We start from the raw sequence: 19,543 nt of genomic DNA, 5'->3' as shown, positions 1-19,543 counted from the left end.
TTAGTAAACAAATAATATCAGTTATTTTTTTATCTTTCAACCAAAAGACGTACATTAATATTGATATTTGAAATTATTATTCGTGTATACGTTTTAAAAAAGAATATTTTAAATATAAGAAAATTAATTGTTCGAGATTAACCATACAATTTGTATTTAAAATAAAAAAATAGGTTGTACAAGATTATTAAATTAATCTTGTACAACCTATTTAGTTTAAAATGAATTATTTTTTGTTGCTTTTCTTTTGTTGAGTCTTCATGGAACTCATCAATTGATTTAACTTCTTTTGTGAAGGCTTTTGTCCCATTTGAGCCATCATTTGCTTGATCATATCAGCATTGATTGGTGGATTATCTTCAAAATATTTCTTCATATAATATCTTGCAGCGAAGAAGCCACCAACTGCACCGACTAGCAAAGCTATAATACCGACTGCGATTGTTATTCCCATATCTTTTGTTCACCCTTTCCATACATCTTATAATGATACAAAAAATTTAATGTAATTAAAAGAACTAATCGTTACGTAATCCCTTTTTACGTTGAATTTCTCTAACTTTATTAGGTGTAACTTCTTTTCCTTCTTTATCAAATACACGCATAGTTTCGATCTGTTGTCTAAAACCTGCACGGAAGTTCTCCAAATACTTCTTCCGAAGTACTTCTTGCTGATGTTCTTCCTCATGTGTAATAGTTCCAGCTTTTGCTTTGTGTGCCAACTCATTAATCTTAGCTATGAGTTCTTCTTGTTCCTTCATTACATTATCTCCTAATACCGAACACTTGTTTGAATTTATATCATCATTCTGATACAATCTAAATAAGATATTAACAATGAGGTGTTCTAATGTCAAAAACAGAGGGCTCTAAACAATCCCAAATTTTACAATGTATCCATGATTATTTAGACGAACATGGATATCCGCCTACAGTTAGAGAAATTTGTGAAGCAGTTGATCTTTCTTCAACCTCAACTGTCCACGGTCATTTATCTCGTCTGGAGAAGAAAGGATATTTACAACGTGATCCAACCAAACCAAGAGCTATCGAATTGACAGTTGCTGGTCTTAATTCTATCGGTGTAAAATCAAAGCAGATTCCAATTCTAGGTGCAGTTGCTGCTGGTCAACCAATTACGGCTGAGCGCAACCCTGAGGGTTACTTCCCTATCCCACCTGATTTGAATCGAGATTCCGGTGAATTATACATGCTCGAGATTCATGGTGAAAGTATGATAAATATCGGTATTTTGGATGGTGACCAAGTTATTGTTCACGAACAAAATACTGCAAATAATGGCGAAATAGTCATTGCAATGACTGAAGACATTGAAGCAACTTGTAAGAGGTTTTACAGCGAGGATGGACATTACCGTCTACAACCTGAGAACGATAATATGGATCCTATTATTCTGGATAACGTTGAAATTCTTGGAAAAGTTGTTGGCCTATACCGTTCAGAAATATTTTAACATAAATAAATATATTAAGGATGCCATCTGGCATCCTTTTTTCGTGCAACAAAAAAAGACGCCTCTCAGCATCTTCTTTAATAGAATTATTAGATATCGCGACGACGTTCCTTGATACGAGCAGCCTTACCTTTACGATCACGTAGATAGTAAAGTTTAGCACGACGTACACGACCATGTCTTACAACATCAATCTTTTCAACACGTGGTGTGTTTAGTGGGAATGTTCTTTCAACACCAACACCACTACTGATCTTACGAACAGTATAAGTAGCACTAACACCAGTACCATGTCTCTTGATTACAACACCTTCGAATAATTGGATACGTTCACGTGAGCCTTCAACAACCTTGGCGTGGACACGAACTGTGTCTCCAGGGCGGAAATCAGGAATATCTGAACGTAATTGTTCTGATGTAATATCTTGAATTAATTTTTTCATTTAAAACTTCTCCTCGTTCGACACTCTTATATATCTTTATGTAGTATACAGCGGAATATCGCTAATATGTGTTCAAACACTCTTACAATAATACATTAATTAGTTTTAACTGTAAACTAATTTTCTGATTTTATTTCTTTTAATAATTTTTTTTCTTCAGCACTTAGTTCTACGGTTTCCAACAAATCAGGACGACGTTCAAGCGTCTTCTTTAATGATTGCTTCAGTCTCCACACACGTATTTTCTCATGATTCCCACTAGTTAATACTTCAGGAACCTTTTTACCCCTAAAGTCTGCAGGACGTGAATATTGAGGATACTCTAACAGTCCGTTTGAAAATGACTCATCTTCTGCCGAAACTGAATTACCCAAAACACCTGGTACAAATCGCAATGTAGCGTCAATCATACTCATTGTTGGTAACTCTCCACCAGTTAAAATGTAATCACCAATTGATACTTCATCAGTAACCAAATCCTTAATACGTTCATCAAAACCCTCGTAATGTCCACAAATAAAAACTAATTGATCCTCTTTGGCAAAATCCCTTGCCATTTTAGTATCAAATCTCTTACCTGCAGGGTCTAGTAAAATAATCCGCTTTTTACCAGGCTTTTGAGTTTCAACATAATCCATCGCATCATAGATAGGCTGGGCTTGAAGAAGCATCCCTGCTCCTCCGCCATAAATAGTATCATCAACGTGATTCTGCTTATTTGTTGTAAAATCCCTAAAATCTACAACATCAATATTAACTAGTTCTTTTTCTTGAGCTTTACCAATCAATGATTCATCCAATGATTGAAACATTCTTGGAAAAATACTTAAAATCGTAATATCCATTAGTCTATCAATCCATCCGGAATCTCAACATCAACTCTTTTGGCATCGAGATCCACTTTTTTAACAACATCATTAATATAAGGAACCAATACTTCCTTATACTTTGGCCCTTTTACAACCCACACATCGTTAGGTCCAAGTTCCATTATTTCTTTAATCTTACCAATTTCACCCAAATTAGGATCAACAACGGTTAATCCGATTATTTGACTGTAAAAGAATTCACCGTCATTCAGTTCGGGCTTAACTTCATTATCAGAGAACAATTCTGATTTAACGTATTGTTCAACATCATTAATATTGTCGTAACCCTCAAATTTAATCAAAATAAAGTTTTTGTGTTTTCTTGATGATTCAACAACAAACTTTTTATCTTTTTTCCCAGATTGACGTAAGAATAATTTAGCACCCTTCTTAAATCTTTCTTCTGGAAAATCAGTAATCGGAATAATTCTTAGTTCACCTTTAATACCATGAGTATTAACAATAGTACCCACTCTGTAAAATTCTTCGGCCATTGGCTCCTCCATGATAAATAAATAGGACCTGACAAAACAAAGTTTTATCTGATCCTTATTTAATTATTCATTATTTTGAATATTTGCTTTCATGATACTTTTGCATAATACCATGTGTCTTAAGCAAGTTACGAACTGTATCTGAAGGTTGTGCACCTTTTTGTAACCAGTCCATGATCTTGTCATCATCTAACTTGATTTCTTCTGGTTGTGAGATTGGGTTGTAGTAACCAACTTGTTCGATGAAGCGGCCATCACGTGGTGCACGTGAATCAGCAACAACAATTCTGTAAAATGGTCTTAACTTACTACCCATACGTTTCATTCTAATTTTAACTGACATTTTATGTCCTCCTAAATACTTAACTTTGTTAGTATACACAAAAAAAATAGAAGTGTAAAGTTTTTTTCTTTACACCTCTGCTTTTTAAATTATTTTTTTGACTTGAAACGTTTAATTTTCTTTAAACGCTTCTTTTTATTCTTCTTTTGTTTCTTGACCATGGAATTCATTGCCATCTTACCTAGTTTGCCTTTCATTCCACCACCCATCATTTGTTCCATTCCGGACATATTGCCTTTGCTCATTTGCTTCATCATGTCACGTGATTGCTTAAATTGTTTGATCATACGATTAACTTCTTGAATGTTACGACCAGAACCACTCGCAATTCTACGTCTTCTAGATGGATTCAAAAGATCAGGGTTCTCACGTTCTTTTGGAGTCATTGAATAAACAATGGCTTTCAAATGAGCGATATCCTTTTCACCAATATTAATATTAGCTAATTGTGGATTATTTGCCATTCCTGGAATCATCTTCATGATTTCATCAAGCGGACCCATTTTTTGAACTTGATCCATTTGATCAATAAAATCATTGAAATCAAAACTGTTTTCTCTGATTTTTTCAGCCATTTCTTCGGCTTGTTTAGAATCATAATCAGTTTGAGCTTTTTCGATCAAAGTAAGCATGTCACCCATGCCTAGGATACGGTCAGCCATACGATCAGGATGGAAAACATCTAATTGATCAAGCTTTTCACCTTGTCCAATGAACTTAATAGTTTTACCGGTAACTGCACGAATAGAAAGTGCAGCACCACCACGGGTATCACCATCAAGCTTAGTCAATACAACACCGGTAATGTCTAACTGTTCATCAAAACCATGTGCAACCTTAGCTGCAACTTGACCAGTCATTGAATCAGCAACAAATAAGATTTCATTTGGATGTGCTAGTTCTTTGATACGTGAAAGTTCATCCATCAATTTATCATCAATTTCCAAACGTCCAGCAGTATCGATAATTACATAATCATTCTTATTTTCTTCGGCTTGTTTCAAACCATTTCGAACAATATCAACTGGATCTTTATCGGTACCTTCGTCGTACACTGGCGCACCAACTTGTTCACCAACGACCTTCAACTGTTCAATAGCAGCTGGACGATAAACATCTCCTGCAATAAACATTGGACGGGCCTTATCATTAGCCATCAGATACTTAGCTAATTTACCAGCTGTTGTAGTTTTACCAGCACCTTGTAAACCAACCATCATGATAATTGTTGGAATATGTGGTGATTTGTTCAGTGGAACAGCTTCTTCACCCATTAACTTAGTTAATTCTTCATCAACAATTTTGATAACTTGTTGTGAAGGTGTCAAACTGTCCATTACTTCGGCACCCAAAGCACGTTCCCTTACTTGTTTAACGAAACTCTTTACAACGTCAAAGTTAACATCGGCTTCAAGCAAAGCCATACGAACTTCACGCATTACTGTACGAACATCTTCTTCAGAAAGTTTTCCTTTACCTCTCAGTGAAGAAAAAACTTTTTGTAGTCGTTCACTTAATCCTTCAAAGGCCATCTTCTACTCCCATTATTTTTCATTTATTTTTGAAATACGTTTAACTAATTCTGATAATTCTTTATCGTCTGGATATCTTGTCGTAACAATATTCTCCAACTTACTAGCAATATCATCGATCTCTTGAGTTTTCTTGATCAAACCCAACTCAGATTCAAATGATTCCAGCAAACTAACTGAACGGTGTAAATTATCCATAACCGCTTGTCGAGAAACTTGCAGTTGTTCAGCAATTTCACTTAACGAAAAATCTTCAACATAATACAAATCTACATATTGATTTTGTTTCTTCGTAAGTAATGACTGATAAAAATTATACAACAAATTAATTTTGGTGTTCTCATCAATATTCATAATTATTTCCCAGAACCGATAATTAATTCCTTAAATAATCCATAAATAAATTTCTCTGGGTCAAAGTCACGCAAGTCGTCCATCTGTTCACCTAAACCAACAAGTTTAACTGGTAAATGTAACTCGTTTCTAATTGCCAAAACAATCCCACCTTGGGAACTACCATCAATTTTAGTCAAAACAATTCCTGAGACATTAGTTGTCTCGTTGAATTGTTTAGCTTGACTCAAGGCATTTTGACCAGTTGAACCATCCAAAACTAATAATACCTCTTGAGGTGATTCAGGTAATTCACGGGTAATAACACGTTTGATTTTTTCTAATTCGCGCATTAGTCCTTCTTTGTTCTGAAGACGTCCGGCAGTATCAACTAAAAGAATGTCAAAATCTTCATTGATTGCACGCTGAACAGCATCATAAACAACCGATGCTGGATCAGTTTGAGGTTTACTTGCTTCAACAGGGACATTTACACGACGTCCCCACTCTTGAAGTTGTTCGATTGCTCCAGCTCTAAATGTATCACCAGCGGCCAAAAGAACTTTTTTACCTTCTTGTTGATATCTGTGTGCCAATTTACCAATAGTTGTAGTCTTACCAGCACCATTGACTCCAACAAATAAGAAGACAGTCGGTGTTTTATCAGTACTGAATTTCAAAGAATTATCTTCTTCTTTTCCCTCTTCATCGTACATATCAACTAACTTACGTACAATAACATCAGAAACATCTGAACGTTTCTTAACGTTCTCGAGTTTAACTTCTTCACGTAGTTCGTCAGAAATACGCATAGCAGTCTCATATCCAACATCGGATTCAATTAATAATTCTTCCAGATCATCGAAGAAATCTTCATCAACACTTCTAAAGTTAGCAAGGAAACGATTAAAACGGGCACTAAATGAGTTACGGCTCTTTTTTAGACCTTCATCATATTCCTTAACATCTTTTTCTTCTGATTCTTCCTCATCAGATTTTTCTGAATCAGTATCAGTCTCAGATTCTTCATCAGAAGTCTCTTCAGTAGGTTCAGTAGATTCAGAGCCTTCAACCTCTGGATTTTTTTCAGAAGAAGAATCATTTGTGGATTCATCAGTAACTGTCTCATCTTCGGCTGATTTTTCTTCGGCCTTCTCTGAAACTTCCGGTTCCACATTTGATTCTGGTTCTTTAATAGACTCATCCTCAGATTCTTGTTTCTCTTCAACAGTATCATCTGTCGAAGCATCTTCATTAGAAGATTCAGATTGACTATCTGATTCGTTACCTGCTTCAGAGTCACCGCTTTGTTCATCTTCAGTAGCTTTATCAGTTGAAGCGTCCTCAGTTTTTGATTCTTGCTGATCAGAGCTTACTTCACCGGTATCTTCAGTCGATTCTCCGGTTGCTTTTTCTGCTTCTTGTTTCTTTTCTTCTTCGTCATCTTTACCAGTAAAAGCTTTTTTAATTCGATCAAAAAGTCCCATATACTAATCTCCTTTTTAATTGTTAAATTAAGCTAATCGTTTTTATTCAAATCTTGTACCTTAACTGAAAGCATTCTCGAAACGCCTGACTCTTCCATTGTCACTCCGTACAAACGATTTACCTTCATCATTGTACCCTTACGATGAGTAATAACAATAAATTCAGTATTATAATCATAACGATTTAAATAATTTGCAAATCGATAAACGTTAGCATCATCCAATGAAGCCTCAACTTCGTCCAAAATACAGAATGGAACTGGATTTACTTTAATGATAGCAAACAACAGTGTAATTGCAGTTAACGCCTTTTCACCACCAGATAATAAGCTCAAACGTTGGAACTTCTTCCCAGGTGGCTGTGCAATAATCTCAATGCCTGTTTCTAATAAGTCATTAGGATCAGTTAATACCAGTTTTGCTCTACCACCAGCAAACATTTCGGGGAATATTGCTTCAAATGCAGCCGAAACTTCATCAAATGTCTTTTTGAATCTTGTTGTAACTTCACGATCCATCTCGGACATCGTATCTAACAATTGTTGTCTAGCTTTAAGAAGGTCATTTTGTTGAGTAGTTAAAAACTCGTAACGATCCTTAACCTTATCATAATCGTCAATTGCAGAGAGATTTACTGTACCCAATTCATCGATTCCCATTTTTAGCAATTTAGCTTCACGTTTTAAAGTATCTGGATCTGCATCTTGTGCTTTCAAATTCTTCATCGCTGCTTCGTACGTTAATTGATACTCTTCGGACAAAGTATCCAAGCGACTATCAATTTTATTAGCAATCTTAGTTACAGTAATTGCCAAATTCTCCTGTTCATCCGAGGCAGATGTTTGAAGATCAAAATTACGTTGTGCCGCATCGTTTAACTTAAGCGCAATTGAGTCTTTTTGACTACGTTGTGATTGCAGATCAGTTAATTCAGATTTCAGTGACTTGATATCGTTATCTAATTCAACAATTTTATCTTTTATTTCTGAATTGCTCATATTTAACTGGTCACGCTCTGAATTGAGCTGATCTAGTCGAATCTTTAATTCCTTAATTTGTTCATCATCAGACGCTATTTCTGTATCCAAACGTCGTTTCTGTTCCAGTTCGTTATCACGATTACTTTTGACCACTGCCAAATTTGTTTGATTTGTTTGAATCTCATCATTGATTTGACTTAATTCAGAATCAAAATCCTTCAACATTTTTTGTTTAGATTCTATTTCAGATTGAAGCTTATCAACTTGCTCTTGCAACTTTTTAGCTGTTTCACTTTGATTCTTCAAGTCCTTCTCTAACTGAACACGTTCATCATTATTCTTACTGCTACTATACTGAATTGCATTCTTTTGTTCTTGAAGATGATCTGCTTCATTACGATTGTTTGAAAGTTGATTACTTAATTGACTACGTTCTTGATTAAAGCTTGATAGTTTTTCTCCGACTATCTTCTTCTCATCACGCAAATCAACTAATTTCTTACGCAAATCAACAACCATCTGTTGCTTTTGATCCAAACTTAATTGTTGCTTAGACAATTGTGAATTCAACTGAACCAATTCATCTTTGCGTGTCAGAATACTTGAGTTAACACGTCGTTGCTGTCCACCAGTCATGGAACCTCCGGCGTTAACAACATTACCATCTAGGGTTACAACACGATACTTACGTCCCACTGCTGCAGACACTTTAGTTGCAGCATCAATATTTTCAGCAACTAATAGATTACCCAAAATATTCTTGACGATATTATCAACCTTGGAGTCGAATTGTACCAAATCACTAGCAACTCCGACGAATCCCACAACTTGTTTTGCAGAGTTTAAATCACTTGCGTAAATAGTTCTGGCACGAATAATATTGATCGGCAAAAAAGTAGCACGTCCACCATTACGCTTACGCAAATACGCAATTGCATTCTTAGCCGCAGACTCATCCCTAGTAACGATTGATTGTAATTGATTACTTACTACGGTCTCAATTGCCAATTGATACTTCTGAGGAACCTTGATTAATTCCGCAACCGCACCAATAATTCCACCAATTTCATCCTGATTATTTAAAATATTTTTAGCACCTTCAAAAAAGCCGGCATGTTCCTGTTGCATATTCTCTAATACAGTTTTCCGTGCTTTGATTTCTTGAAGATTCTCCAAAGATTTCAAATATTCCTGATTCTCTTTTTGACCAGTTTCAGTGACTTTTTGAATATTAGTATCCAATTCATCATTCTTCTTGATCAAATCTTGATTATCATCTATTAGCTTTTGAAGTTTCTCACTGGTTTCAGTAACCGCTTGATTGGCAGATGCTAGTTTATTCTTAACATCAGTCAACTGCGTATCGACATCTTCATCAGACAATTTAATCCTATCAAGTTGTCTTTGAGTAAACTTCTGTTCATTACCTGTTGAAACTTGTTCTTGAAGAGTATTGACATACTTGTCTCGAAGTTCAGAAATGTTATTCTGAATTTCCTCAGGTGTTTTTTTCTGTAATTGCTTGATTTCTTTAAGCTTGGCTGTACATTTATCAATTTGTTGTTGATAATCAGCAATTTTAGAATTACACTCTGACAACTTTTTCTCTCGTTGCAATTTATCCGCTGTAACACTTTGTAATTGTTCGTTCAAAGAAGTTTGATTAGTTGTATTGAAGCCATTTCTCTCATCGGAAACAGCTACTTTACCATTCAATATTTCTAATGATTGCGTTTTTCTAACTAGTTCTGACTGATTATCATCAATTTTTTTAGCAATTTCACTAATTTCATTACGATTATCAGCGACTTGTTTATTAGAAATCTTTACCTGATTCTCAATATTCTTCAAGCTAAGTTTTACTTCACGCAATTTTGATTCTGTTTCACGTTTTTCTTTTGATAAATCTTTGATCTCAATAGTTAAAATCTGCTGATAAATATTATCGTATTTACTCTTTTGTTCTTTGTAATCACGAGCAATACTTGCTTGTTCTTTCAACGGTTCAACTTGCTTAGATAACTCTGAAACAATGTCTGAAACACGATGTAAATTATCGGTCGTTTCTGATAAACGACTGTCTGCTTGCGTCTTTTTTTGTTTAAAAAGAGCCACTCCAGCAGATTCCTCAATAATTGAACGTCTCTCAATTGGTTTACTATTGAAGATTGCTTCAACACGTCCCTGAGAAATGATTGAGAAAGATTGTTTGCCCATACCAGAATCCATGAACAATTCTGTAATATCACGCAAACGACATGATTTATTATTAATCGAGAATTCAGTATCACCGTTTCTAAAAAGCTTACGTTTAATTGTGATATTGTCCTGATCTGATTTTAATTCTCTATTTGAATTATCAAATTCTAAGATAACTTCAGCATGATTCATTTGTGCTCTGGTTGCACTTCCGGCAAAGATAACATCTACCATCTTGTCACCACGCAGGCTCTTAGCTGATTGCTCACCCATTACCCAACGAATTGCTTCAGTAATATTTGATTTTCCACTTCCATTGGGTCCTACAATTCCGGTGATTCCACTTGTAAAATCAATCTTTGTTTTATCAGCAAAGGATTTAAACCCATTGATCGTTAATGATTTTAATGGCATAAAATAATAACTCCTATAATTCTTCTACTACTTCAATTGTTGCAATGCTTCTTTAGCTGCCATTTGTTCGGCATGTTTCTTACTGTAGCCGAATCCCTTCGACAAAACATCTCCATTGACAATCAATTCAATTTCGAACTTCTTATCATGATCAGGTCCTTCTTCATCGATAACCTTGTAATCGATCTCAACTTCACCTGATTGTTGTAGCTTTTCTTGCAAGTGTGTCTTGAAGTCAGTATCTTCTGAGAATTCTCCTGAATCAATATGAGGATAAACTACACTTTCAAGGAATTCTTCTACCTTTGTGTTTCCTTGATCCAAATATAATGCACCGTTAAAGGCCTCAAAAATATCTTCAAGTAAAGTATGACGTTGACGAGCACCTTGTTTTTCTTCACCTTTACCAATCAACAAATACTTGTCGATTTGGATTTCTTTAGCAAATCTGGCGAAGCTGTCGGTTCTTACAATGTCTGACCTTAAGCGAGTTAGCTTACCTTCTGGTAATTGAGGATATTTTTCAAACAGATATCTTGAAATATTGATTTCCAGTACTGCATCTCCTAAAAATTCCAATCTTTCATAGTTACCTATTCCTAATTCTTTGTGTTCATTGTCAAAAGATGAATGAGTCATAGCTCGTTCAACTAATTTTCTATTATTAAAAGTAATTTCGTAATTCTGTTGTAAATAATCTAAGAATTTCTGATCTAGCATAACGCGTCCCCTTTCCAATAACTTTAATTATACTAAACTTTCGCACTAAATAATTAAATGGCTAAAAAAATAAGACCAACAGGTCTTATTTTTGATGATCTTTAATATAATCAACTGCTTCACCAACAGTCGTGATCTTTTCAGCATCTTCGTCTGGAATCTCAGCATCGAATTCTTCTTCAAGCTCCAATACAAATTCAACTAAATCGATTGAATCAGCATCCAAATCGTCTGAAAATGAAGTGGCCTTGCTGATTGAATCTGCTTCAACTTCAAACTTATCTGTAATTAAACCAACAATTTTATCGTAAATTTCTTGTTCTGACATTAATAGTTCTCTCCCTAATCCTTTGACATCTGCTCAAAGTATTTATTAGCCTTGTTCACTGTATCGTTAAGCAACATATCATAAATTTGTTTAACTGTATAGAAAACTGTTTCGCTATCAGCTGCACCATGAGCCTTAACTACAGGTGACTTCAATCCAAGCAAAACAGCTCCTCCAGCTTTGGACGTATCAAACATATCTCGAAGACCACGTAACGAAGGAGCAACAATAGCTGCACCCATTTTAGTAAAAATACCGTTATCTAGCAAGGCATGTTTCATTTGCTTCAGCAAAATAGTAGCTGTTCCTTCAATTGCTTTCAAAGCAGCATTACCCGTGAAACCATCAGTAACGATAATATCTGCTTCACCAGCAAGGATATTATTTGATTCAATATTACCAATAAAGTTAATACCTTCAGTATTTTCAAGAAGCTTGTATGCATCCTTATGAGTTGGATCACCCTTATCCTCTTCGGTACCATTGTTCAATAATGCCACACGAGGATTCTTAATTTTTTTGACATCTCGTGCATAAATCGATCCCATTACTGCCCATTGTTGTAAGTAAGCTGGCTTAGCTTCAGCATTAGCACCAACATCAAGCATGTTTACACCTAATGATGAATTGATCACAGGCAAGGTTGGCATCAAAGCAGGTCTATCAACTTGCTTAATTCGTCCAACAATAAAAATACCAGATGCTAATAACGCACCAGTGTTACCCAATGAAAATAATGCGTCAGCTTCTTTGTTCTTAACTGCCTTTGCGGCAAGCACCATCGAAGAGTTTTTCTTGGATCTGATGGCCTTTACTGGTTCATCAGTTCCAAGTATTTCCTCATCAGTATGAACAATTTCGATTCGATCACTGTTTTTTAGATATTTTTTTATTTTACTTTGGTCGCCATAAAGAACAAATTCCAAATCTGTCCATTCATCACGTGCTTTTTCAATTCCCTCAACAACAACTTGAGGTGCATTGTCGCCACCCATGGCATCTACTGCAATTTTCATTAATTAACTCCTCACAAAATTCATTTTTAGTCAAAATTATTTAATTGTTCAAATTCATCATTTAGGAATAATTTTAACACTTTATTTTCTAGATTATCCATCGCTTGTGGATCCTTAAAAATTTGTTCTGCTTCAATCTGTGCCGTTTGTAAAATATTAAAGTCTGCAATTGGATTACCCACTTTGAAATCTGGAAGTCCTGACTGCTTGCTCCCCAATAAATCACCTGAGCCACGCATCTTTAAGTCTTCTTCAGCTAAAACAAAACCATCATTGGTCGAAGTCAATATTTTCATTCGTTCCAATGCGACATCGTTCTTCGGATCAGCAATCAGAATACAATATGATTGCTTCTTCCCACGACCAACACGACCACGCAACTGATGCAGCTGCGACAATCCAAATCTGTTGGCATCATATATTACCATTACTGTAGCGTTAGGAACATCAACACCAACTTCAATAACCGTGGTTGAAACCAATACATCAATCTCTTGATGACTGAATTTGCCCATTATATCTTCTTTTTCGTCATTACTCATTTGACCATGAAGAATACCAATTTTATATTTTGGAGCATATAATTCATTGAATTTGTCATAAATCAATTCAGCATTCTTCAAATCAATTTTTTCTGATTCAGAAATCAATGGTGTAACTACATAAACTTGAGCCTTTTCAGCCAATTGTTTTGAAACAAATTTATACATCTGCTCAACCTTTTGACTGCGAATCCAATAAGTTTCAATTTTTTTACGTCCGGCAGGCAATTCGTCAATTCTAGAAACTTCCATATCACCATAAGTAGTTATTGCCAAAGTTCTTGGAATAGGAGTTGCGGTCATAGCCAATACATCTGGATTATTTCCCTTTTCACGCAACGCCTTACGCTGATTTACCCCAAACCTATGTTGCTCATCAATAACTATTAAACCAAGATTATTGAAATCTACACTATCCTGAATCAGTGCATGTGTTCCCACAATTACATTTGTTCTGCCTTCGCGGATATTTTCAGCGATCGTATCATGTTCTTTTTTTGTTTGCGATCCCGTCAGAATTGCGGTCCTAATTTGTAGCTTTTCAAGTAAGTTAATTATTTTTTCAAAGTGCTGTTGTGCCAATATCTCTGTTGGAGCCATAATAGCAGTTTGAAAACCAGCTGTAACTGAGGCTAACATCGCTATTACAGCCACAATAGTCTTACCAGAACCAACATCCCCTTGCAGCAATCTATTCATATGATGATCTGACTTCATATCATTCAATATTTCATCGACTACACGTGATTGTGCCTTGGTTAATTCAAATGGTAGTGAGGTTCTGAATTGACTAATATATTGTTCATCGTAATCTTCAACTAAACCATCGTTTTCCTGTTCATCTTTAGCTTTGACACTCTGTATTCCACATTCAAACAAGAAGAATTCACGGAACTTAGCACTTCGGCGAGCAGATTCATTCTCATCCTCATTATCAGGAAAATGCATCCCTTTTACCATCGCTTCATCATTCATCAATTGATACTTTTCAGCAATATGTTCAGGAATAATTGAATCAATCTGATCATGATATTTATCAAACGCCAATTTTATCAAATTTACCAAGGTTTTTTGGTGAATATTTTTATTTACGGAATAGACTGAATCAATTGAGCCTTGTTCATTTCCACCAATAACCTTCATTCCGGTTATTGCTCGACGAGCTTCATTCCATTTCCCATAAACAGCAACATCATTTCCAGTTTCAAACTTATCCTTCAACCAAGGTTGATTAAAAAATGTAACCATAATTGATTCATTCTCTACCAAAATTCTGACATTTAAACGATTTTTCTTATAGCCAAAACGTACTACAACTGGCTCACTAGCAACAACGCCTTTAAGTAGAATCTTTTCTTGATCAACCGCATCGTCTAATGACTTAACTTCCATATCTTCATAACGAAAAGGAAAATAGAACAACAAGTCATAAATACTATTGATACCAAGAGACTTGATAGCATCCAAACGCTTAGGACCTACTCCTGGCAATTCAGCAACCGATACTTCTCTTAAATTCATTTTCCCCTCCTTGTACAAAAAAGAGACTAGAAATAAGTTCCAGCCTCATTTTGATTATTCACAATAAAAATTATTCAACAGCAATCAAATATGGATATACTGGTTGATCACCTTGATGAATCTCTGTTTCTAAGTCAGCATACTTATCATCTAAGTAATCTGCAAACTTCTGAGCATCCTCAAGATTACCATCTTCACCAACAAGAATAGTGATAACTTCGCTATCGTCATCGATCATTTTGTCGAGCATTTGTTCAGTACCAGAAACGATATCTGGATCATCAACTAAGATATTTCCATCAACAATTCCCATGTAGTGACCCTTGGTGATCTTCAAACCATCGATTTCGGTATCACGGATAGCCTGAGTAATTTGACCACTCTTAACAGTATCCAATGAATCTTCCATATTTTCTTTATTTTCATCCAAATCAGCTTCTGGATTGAATGATAACATCGCTGTCATTCCTTGAGAAACCGTCTTTGAAGCAACAATTGCGACTGGAATATCAGCTAGTTCAGCGGCTTGTTTAGCGGCCATAATGATATTCCCATTATTTGGCAAAATAAGTGCACGTTTTGCATTAGCATTGTTAATTGCGTCAACAATATCATTTGTAGATGGATTCATTGTTTGACCACCACTAATAACATTCGTAACACCAAGACTCATGAATAGTTTAGACAGACCATCACCAGAAGATACAGTAATTACTGCATAATCAACAGGCTTGTTACTTGTAGGTTCAGCTACAGTCTCTTCGTCATCATCAACAATTGTTTCATGTTGAATCTTCATATTATCAATTTTAACTTTCGTTAAAGCACCAAATTTTCTACCTTCAGCCCAAACTTTTCTTGGGAAGTTAGTATGAACATGGACTTTAACAACTTCATCATCTGAAACAACGATTAATGAATCACCGATTTTACTTAGGTATTCACGCATCTTATCATTATCAAATGTTTCGTCTGAAGTTGGATCTTGGCCTAGTTGCACCATCATTTCAGTACAATAGCCATTGGCAATTTCATCAGTGTTGAATTGACCTTGAGCTGATTGGTGATGAGTGGCGTTGACCATCTCGACCATTTCAGTTTCATCAGGTGTGTATGATTCATCACTTGCTTCACCTGACAATCCTTCAAGGAATCCTTCGTAAATGAATACAAGACCTTGTCCACCAGAATCAACTACACCGACTTCTTTAAGAACAGGAAGTAATGATGGAGTTTTTTCTAGACCAACTTTAGAACCTTTAACAACAGCCTTCATAACTTCAACTGCATCTTTTGTTTCTTTAGCACGTTCAACACCTGCCTCAGCACCAAAACGAGCAACAGTTAAAATAGTACCTTCAACTGGTTTCATAACCGCTTTATAGGCAGTTTTTACACCATCGTCAAAAGCTTTAGCCAAATCATCGGAAGTCAAAGTTTCCTTACTTTCGATACTCTTTGAAAAGCCTCTAAATAATTGAGATGTAATAACACCTGAGTTACCACGAGCCCCCATTAACAGGCCCTTAGCGAGAGCTTTACCTAATGTTCCTACGTGGCTACTTTCTGATTCATTTACGGCCTTAAAACCGCTTTGTACAGTCAAGCTCATGTTTGTTCCTGTGTCTCCATCAGGTACTGGAAAGACATTTAGTGAATTAACAAATTTTGCATTTTTCTCAAGACGGTGTGAAGCCACACGAATCATATCGGAAAATTCAGTTTTTGTGATAAGTTCTTTGCTCAAAAGTTTCCCCTCCAACTAGCGTAATACCTATTTAATGTCATCTAGAACTTTTATTCCTTGAACATATACATTAACAGTGCCAGCTGGTGTTCCAAGCATTGTTTCTAGGTTATATTTTACTTTTTCTTTTAAATTCTTAGCAACTTCGGATATTTTAATTCCGTATCCCACAATTATATAGACATCAACGGCAATCTTTTCATCCTCTTGATGAATAACTACTCCGCGTGAGAAATCTTCACGATTCAAAATTGTGTTCATCCCGTCGCGTAATTGGTTCTTGCTTGCCATACCTACTATTCCGTAGATATCCAATGCAGCTCCGCCAACGATCGTTGAAACGGTATTGGTTGATACATTAATTTCACCATGTTTTGTTTTTATTGTAACTGCCATTTGGGATCCTCCTATCTTGGATCTAACTATCATAAACATTAAAATTCTATCATAGCAAGATTTTGAATTAAAGATTTATGACACATTATTATTCAACTATTGTTTTTATTTTTAGTTTATGGTAAATTAGTCAGGTGATATTTTAAAGAAAACATGTAGCCAAAGGAGGTCGGTCCCATGGCAAAAGATATTATTACAGGCCGTAAGACAGTGTTTGGTAACAAACGTTCTCACGCTCTTAATCAATCAAAACGTTCTTGGAAGCCAAACTTGCAAAAAGTTCGTATTATGGTTGACGGTAAGCCTAAACGCGTTTGGGTTTCAGCTAGAGCTTTGAAGTCAGGAAAAGTTACTAGAGTATAATTATCATATAATTAACTAAAAAAGACTAGCAAATTTATTTTGCTAGTTTTTTTTGTTGCTAAATTAAAAGAGGAAATTCCATTTTAGGAATTTCCTCTTTTTGTGTCTTACTTTTTATCTCTTGATTGAATAACAGCGATAATTCCACTTTCAAATCCGAAATTAATAGTGTCTTTAACGAATTCGTTACTTGCCCAACTAACCGGCTTCATAGCGGTGAAATCGTCAAGCTTATACTTTGCATCTAAAATGTTCAAATGTGTCACAGGACCCAAGTTTACGAACCCTACGTACTTCATTCCCTCTTTATGATAAATTGTATATCTTCCTGGTCGAAAGAATCTGATCGTATTAGTTGCCGATTTAAAATACAACTTATCATAAAAACTCAAAAATCTTTGATCGTAGGGCAAGAACAGATTGACTAAGAAATGATCTATCCTACCACCTGTTCCACCATAAATATAATATTCAGCCGCATTAAATTTTTCTTTTGCTGCCAAAATACAAAGTTCAGAATCAGTATCATCTTTTTCTGGTGGAAATTTTTGGAAATCATGAACATTGTCACGAAGAAGTTTCTGCTCTTTTTTATTAATTGAATCAAAGTCACCAATTGCAATTTCTGGCAATATACCGTGGGAAATCAAATACAGACTACCACGGTCGGCACCGATCCAAGGTCCCGGAATTCCCTTAATACTTTTCGAAAGCTCATCAGGATATTCACTCTTGGGTCCGCCTAATAAAATATTTACTCGTTTCATTATTAGTCTTCCACTAGCTTTTTAAGTGTATCGACACGTTCCTTGAATCCATCTTGACCATTATATAGATATGATCCGGCAACAAAGATATCGGCACCAGCTTTAGCACATTGAACGATAGTTTCATCATTGATTCCGCCATCTACTTCAATTTGAAAATCATCATCAGCTGATGTTTGACGGAGTTGATCCAATCTTTGAATCTTCTTAGTCATACCTGGAATAAACTTCTGACCACCGAAGCCTGGATTAACAGTCATAACCAAAATTTGATCTATAACTGGGAACAATTCTTTGACCTCTTCGAGTGGTGTTCCAGGGTTAACAACGACCCCAGCTTTAGCACCAAGGCTCTTAACCAAATCAATGGAACGATAAATATGTTGTGTGCTTTCAGCATGAACAAGGATCGTATCGGCCCCAGCATCAACAAATGGTTTGATATAGTCATCTGGATTATCCATCATCAAGTGAATATCCAAAGGTTTGTCAGTAACACGTCTCATCCCTGCAACGACGCTAGGACTGAAAGACATGTTAGGCACAAAGTGACCATCCATAATATCGATGTGGAATAGGTCAGCTCCACCCTCTTCGGCGATTTTTACATCACGTTCCAAATTCATAATATCGGCTGATAAAATTGATGGTGCGATTTTCTTTGTTGTCATATAACCACTCTCCTAATATCTTTTTTTATATGAATTAATTTCATTTAAGAAATAAAGATAGTTATCGTATCTGCTTTGCATGATCTTGCCTTCAGCAAGCATCTCTTTGACCTTGCATCCCGGTTCATTCACATGATTACAACCCCTGAACTGACATTCTGAACTGTACTCAACAAATTCCGGAAACAAAGTTGGTAATTCTTCCTTATCAATATTAATCAATTCTAGTGAAGAAAAACCTGGCGTGTCAGCAACTAGTCCGTCAGCGATTTCAAATAATGAAACTTGGCGAGTAGTGTGCTTACCACGATTCAACGTTTGAGAAATTGCAGCTGTAGCAAGCCCCAATTCCGGATTGATGTGATTAAGTAAAGTTGATTTGCCGGCACCTGATTGTCCTGTGAAAACAGTCACTTTGTTGGCAAAAGTTGATTCCAAACGATCAATTTGTTCTTGACCATAACTATCCTCATCATCAAAAACAATGTAACCAGCTTGATGATATCCGGCCATTATCTTTTTTAATTCTTGATACTTATTCTCATCAAGCAAATCCGTCTTTGTTAGATAAATCAAAGGCTGAATATCATTATGTTCAATATTAACCAAGATCTTATCTAACAAATTACTAGAAAAATTAGGTTCAACTGATGAAGTCACAACAATCGCCTGATCAATATTAGCTATTGGTGGGCGAACTAGACTATTTTCCCTAGGAAGTATTTCTAACAAATAACCCAAGTCACCAGTTGCATCGTATTCAACAAAATCTCCAACAATTGGCTTAATACCACGTTTTCTAAAGTTTCCACGTGCTCTAGTACGCACCAATTCATGACTTTCATCATCCAATACGTCATAAAATCCACTAATTGATTTTATAATTCTACCTTTTTTCTCCATT

The 19,543-nt window shown here is 35.6% G+C and carries 21 protein-coding genes; 2 read left to right on the top strand and 19 right to left on the bottom strand.

What is annotated here, in order from left to right; translation table 11 throughout:
• Positions 1–226 precede the first annotated feature (226 nt).
• Positions 227–454 carry a YneF family protein gene (locus EKM66_RS01900; protein WP_125761122.1) on the bottom strand — a complete coding sequence of 76 codons (228 nt, stop codon included), beginning with the start codon at positions 452–454 and terminating at the stop codon, positions 227–229.
• 64 nt (positions 455–518) lie between these two features.
• Entirely contained in the window at positions 519–761 is a 243-nt protein-coding gene (locus tag EKM66_RS01895; RefSeq protein ID WP_125761120.1) for a DUF896 domain-containing protein, read from the bottom strand.
• A gap of 89 nt (positions 762–850) precedes the next feature.
• Here EKM66_RS01895 and lexA point away from each other — a divergent pair, with 89 nt between their 5' ends.
• Positions 851–1,474 (top strand): transcriptional repressor LexA, encoded by a 624-nt coding sequence (gene lexA, locus EKM66_RS01890; RefSeq protein WP_125761118.1) that lies wholly within the window; start codon positions 851–853, stop codon positions 1,472–1,474.
• An 89-nt stretch (positions 1,475–1,563) separates the two neighbouring features.
• Here the strand turns inward: lexA and rplS are convergent, their stop codons facing one another.
• The 14 genes from rplS to EKM66_RS01820 all read right to left on the bottom strand — a co-directional run bounded on the left by rplS (position 1,564) and on the right by EKM66_RS01820 (position 16,838).
• Positions 1,564–1,917, bottom strand: coding sequence for a 50S ribosomal protein L19 (gene rplS, locus EKM66_RS01885; RefSeq protein WP_125761116.1), 354 nt, complete (start codon positions 1,915–1,917; stop codon positions 1,564–1,566).
• A gap of 116 nt (positions 1,918–2,033) precedes the next feature.
• Positions 2,034–2,762: a tRNA (guanosine(37)-N1)-methyltransferase TrmD gene (gene trmD, locus EKM66_RS01880; RefSeq protein WP_125761114.1), complete on the bottom strand. Its 729-nt coding sequence runs from the start codon at positions 2,760–2,762 to the stop codon at positions 2,034–2,036.
• Positions 2,762–3,280 carry a ribosome maturation factor RimM gene (gene rimM, locus EKM66_RS01875; protein ID WP_125761112.1) on the bottom strand — a complete coding sequence of 173 codons (519 nt, stop codon included), beginning with the start codon at positions 3,278–3,280 and terminating at the stop codon, positions 2,762–2,764. Before rimM ends, trmD begins: the two co-directional genes overlap by 1 nt.
• 70 nt (positions 3,281–3,350) lie before the next feature.
• A complete protein-coding gene (rpsP, locus tag EKM66_RS01870) occupies positions 3,351–3,623 on the bottom strand; it encodes a 30S ribosomal protein S16 (protein WP_076616149.1) in 273 nt (90 codons plus the stop codon).
• Between the two features lie 89 nt (positions 3,624–3,712).
• On the bottom strand, positions 3,713–5,155 hold the full coding sequence (gene ffh, locus EKM66_RS01865; RefSeq protein WP_125761110.1) for a signal recognition particle protein: 1,443 nt from the start codon (positions 5,153–5,155) through the stop codon (positions 3,713–3,715).
• Positions 5,156–5,167: 12 nt separating this feature from the next.
• Entirely contained in the window at positions 5,168–5,509 is a 342-nt protein-coding gene (gene ylxM, locus EKM66_RS01860; protein ID WP_125761109.1) for a YlxM family DNA-binding protein, read from the bottom strand.
• A gap of 2 nt (positions 5,510–5,511) precedes the next feature.
• The gene (gene ftsY / locus EKM66_RS01855; RefSeq protein ID WP_125761106.1) at positions 5,512–6,975 is read right to left on the bottom strand and encodes a signal recognition particle-docking protein FtsY; all 1,464 of its coding nucleotides are present in this window, start codon (positions 6,973–6,975) and stop codon (positions 5,512–5,514) included.
• Positions 6,976–7,007: 32 nt separating this feature from the next.
• Positions 7,008–10,568 (bottom strand): chromosome segregation protein SMC, encoded by a 3,561-nt coding sequence (gene smc, locus EKM66_RS01850; RefSeq protein ID WP_125761104.1) that lies wholly within the window; start codon positions 10,566–10,568, stop codon positions 7,008–7,010.
• A gap of 27 nt (positions 10,569–10,595) precedes the next feature.
• Positions 10,596–11,288: a ribonuclease III gene (gene rnc, locus EKM66_RS01845; protein WP_125761102.1), complete on the bottom strand. Its 693-nt coding sequence runs from the start codon at positions 11,286–11,288 to the stop codon at positions 10,596–10,598.
• Between the two features lie 85 nt (positions 11,289–11,373).
• A complete protein-coding gene (acpP, locus tag EKM66_RS01840; protein WP_125761100.1) occupies positions 11,374–11,616 on the bottom strand; it encodes an acyl carrier protein in 243 nt (80 codons plus the stop codon).
• A 14-nt stretch (positions 11,617–11,630) separates the two neighbouring features.
• Positions 11,631–12,632 (bottom strand): phosphate acyltransferase PlsX, encoded by a 1,002-nt coding sequence (gene plsX, locus EKM66_RS01835; RefSeq protein WP_125761098.1) that lies wholly within the window; start codon positions 12,630–12,632, stop codon positions 11,631–11,633.
• Positions 12,633–12,658: 26 nt separating this feature from the next.
• The gene (gene recG / locus EKM66_RS01830) at positions 12,659–14,695 is read right to left on the bottom strand and encodes an ATP-dependent DNA helicase RecG (RefSeq protein WP_125761096.1); all 2,037 of its coding nucleotides are present in this window, start codon (positions 14,693–14,695) and stop codon (positions 12,659–12,661) included.
• Between the two features lie 70 nt (positions 14,696–14,765).
• Positions 14,766–16,403, bottom strand: a complete 1,638-nt coding sequence (locus tag EKM66_RS01825; RefSeq protein ID WP_164505019.1) for a DAK2 domain-containing protein — start codon at positions 16,401–16,403, stop codon at positions 14,766–14,768.
• Between the two features lie 66 nt (positions 16,404–16,469).
• Complete coding sequence (locus tag EKM66_RS01820; RefSeq protein WP_125761092.1) at positions 16,470–16,838, bottom strand: Asp23/Gls24 family envelope stress response protein; 369 nt, start codon at positions 16,836–16,838, stop codon at positions 16,470–16,472.
• A 177-nt stretch (positions 16,839–17,015) separates the two neighbouring features.
• On the opposite strand from EKM66_RS01820, the gene rpmB reads away from it, so the two are divergent.
• A complete protein-coding gene (gene rpmB, locus EKM66_RS01815; RefSeq protein WP_010019437.1) occupies positions 17,016–17,201 on the top strand; it encodes a 50S ribosomal protein L28 in 186 nt (61 codons plus the stop codon).
• A 107-nt stretch (positions 17,202–17,308) separates the two neighbouring features.
• Here the strand turns inward: rpmB and EKM66_RS01810 are convergent, their stop codons facing one another.
• From EKM66_RS01810 to rsgA, 3 genes are read right to left on the bottom strand one after another with little or no spacing between them, the layout of a single operon-like run.
• The gene (locus EKM66_RS01810) at positions 17,309–17,968 is read right to left on the bottom strand and encodes a thiamine diphosphokinase (protein ID WP_125761090.1); all 660 of its coding nucleotides are present in this window, start codon (positions 17,966–17,968) and stop codon (positions 17,309–17,311) included.
• 2 nt (positions 17,969–17,970) lie between these two features.
• Positions 17,971–18,639, bottom strand: a complete 669-nt coding sequence (gene rpe, locus EKM66_RS01805; RefSeq protein WP_125761088.1) for a ribulose-phosphate 3-epimerase — start codon at positions 18,637–18,639, stop codon at positions 17,971–17,973.
• Positions 18,640–18,651: 12 nt separating this feature from the next.
• Positions 18,652–19,542, bottom strand: coding sequence for a ribosome small subunit-dependent GTPase A (rsgA, locus tag EKM66_RS01800; protein WP_125761086.1), 891 nt, complete (start codon positions 19,540–19,542; stop codon positions 18,652–18,654).
• Position 19,543: the final 1 nt, after the last annotated feature.

The organism is Companilactobacillus hulinensis (assembly GCF_003946555.1).
GTDB lineage: Bacteria > Bacillota > Bacilli > Lactobacillales > Lactobacillaceae > Companilactobacillus > Companilactobacillus hulinensis.
The sequence above is the reverse complement of the archived record's forward strand: the minus strand, read 5'-3'. Positions and strand labels throughout refer to the sequence as shown.

What these genes read in the sequence shown, in the direction of transcription:
- EKM66_RS01900 (WP_125761122.1), bottom strand. Translation starts at nt 454, where the DNA reads ATGGGAATAACAATCGCAGTCGGTATTATAGCTTTGCTAGTCGGTGCA.
- EKM66_RS01895 (WP_125761120.1), bottom strand. Translation starts at nt 761, where the DNA reads ATGAAGGAACAAGAAGAACTCATAGCTAAGATTAATGAGTTGGCACAC.
- lexA (WP_125761118.1), top strand. Translation starts at nt 851, where the DNA reads ATGTCAAAAACAGAGGGCTCTAAACAATCCCAAATTTTACAATGTATC.
- rplS (WP_125761116.1), bottom strand. Translation starts at nt 1,917, where the DNA reads ATGAAAAAATTAATTCAAGATATTACATCAGAACAATTACGTTCAGAT.
- trmD (WP_125761114.1), bottom strand. Translation starts at nt 2,762, where the DNA reads ATGGATATTACGATTTTAAGTATTTTTCCAAGAATGTTTCAATCATTG.
- rimM (WP_125761112.1), bottom strand. Translation starts at nt 3,280, where the DNA reads ATGGCCGAAGAATTTTACAGAGTGGGTACTATTGTTAATACTCATGGT.
- rpsP (WP_076616149.1), bottom strand. Translation starts at nt 3,623, where the DNA reads ATGTCAGTTAAAATTAGAATGAAACGTATGGGTAGTAAGTTAAGACCA.
- ffh (WP_125761110.1), bottom strand. Translation starts at nt 5,155, where the DNA reads ATGGCCTTTGAAGGATTAAGTGAACGACTACAAAAAGTTTTTTCTTCA.
- ylxM (WP_125761109.1), bottom strand. Translation starts at nt 5,509, where the DNA reads ATGAATATTGATGAGAACACCAAAATTAATTTGTTGTATAATTTTTAT.
- ftsY (WP_125761106.1), bottom strand. Translation starts at nt 6,975, where the DNA reads ATGGGACTTTTTGATCGAATTAAAAAAGCTTTTACTGGTAAAGATGAC.
- smc (WP_125761104.1), bottom strand. Translation starts at nt 10,568, where the DNA reads ATGCCATTAAAATCATTAACGATCAATGGGTTTAAATCCTTTGCTGAT.
- rnc (WP_125761102.1), bottom strand. Translation starts at nt 11,288, where the DNA reads ATGCTAGATCAGAAATTCTTAGATTATTTACAACAGAATTACGAAATT.
- acpP (WP_125761100.1), bottom strand. Translation starts at nt 11,616, where the DNA reads ATGTCAGAACAAGAAATTTACGATAAAATTGTTGGTTTAATTACAGAT.
- plsX (WP_125761098.1), bottom strand. Translation starts at nt 12,632, where the DNA reads ATGAAAATTGCAGTAGATGCCATGGGTGGCGACAATGCACCTCAAGTT.
- recG (WP_125761096.1), bottom strand. Translation starts at nt 14,695, where the DNA reads ATGAATTTAAGAGAAGTATCGGTTGCTGAATTGCCAGGAGTAGGTCCT.
- EKM66_RS01825 (WP_164505019.1), bottom strand. Translation starts at nt 16,403, where the DNA reads ATGATTCGTGTGGCTTCACACCGTCTTGAGAAAAATGCAAAATTTGTT.
- EKM66_RS01820 (WP_125761092.1), bottom strand. Translation starts at nt 16,838, where the DNA reads ATGGCAGTTACAATAAAAACAAAACATGGTGAAATTAATGTATCAACC.
- rpmB (WP_010019437.1), top strand. Translation starts at nt 17,016, where the DNA reads ATGGCAAAAGATATTATTACAGGCCGTAAGACAGTGTTTGGTAACAAA.
- EKM66_RS01810 (WP_125761090.1), bottom strand. Translation starts at nt 17,968, where the DNA reads ATGAAACGAGTAAATATTTTATTAGGCGGACCCAAGAGTGAATATCCT.
- rpe (WP_125761088.1), bottom strand. Translation starts at nt 18,639, where the DNA reads ATGACAACAAAGAAAATCGCACCATCAATTTTATCAGCCGATATTATG.
- rsgA (WP_125761086.1), bottom strand. Translation starts at nt 19,542, where the DNA reads ATGGAGAAAAAAGGTAGAATTATAAAATCAATTAGTGGATTTTATGAC.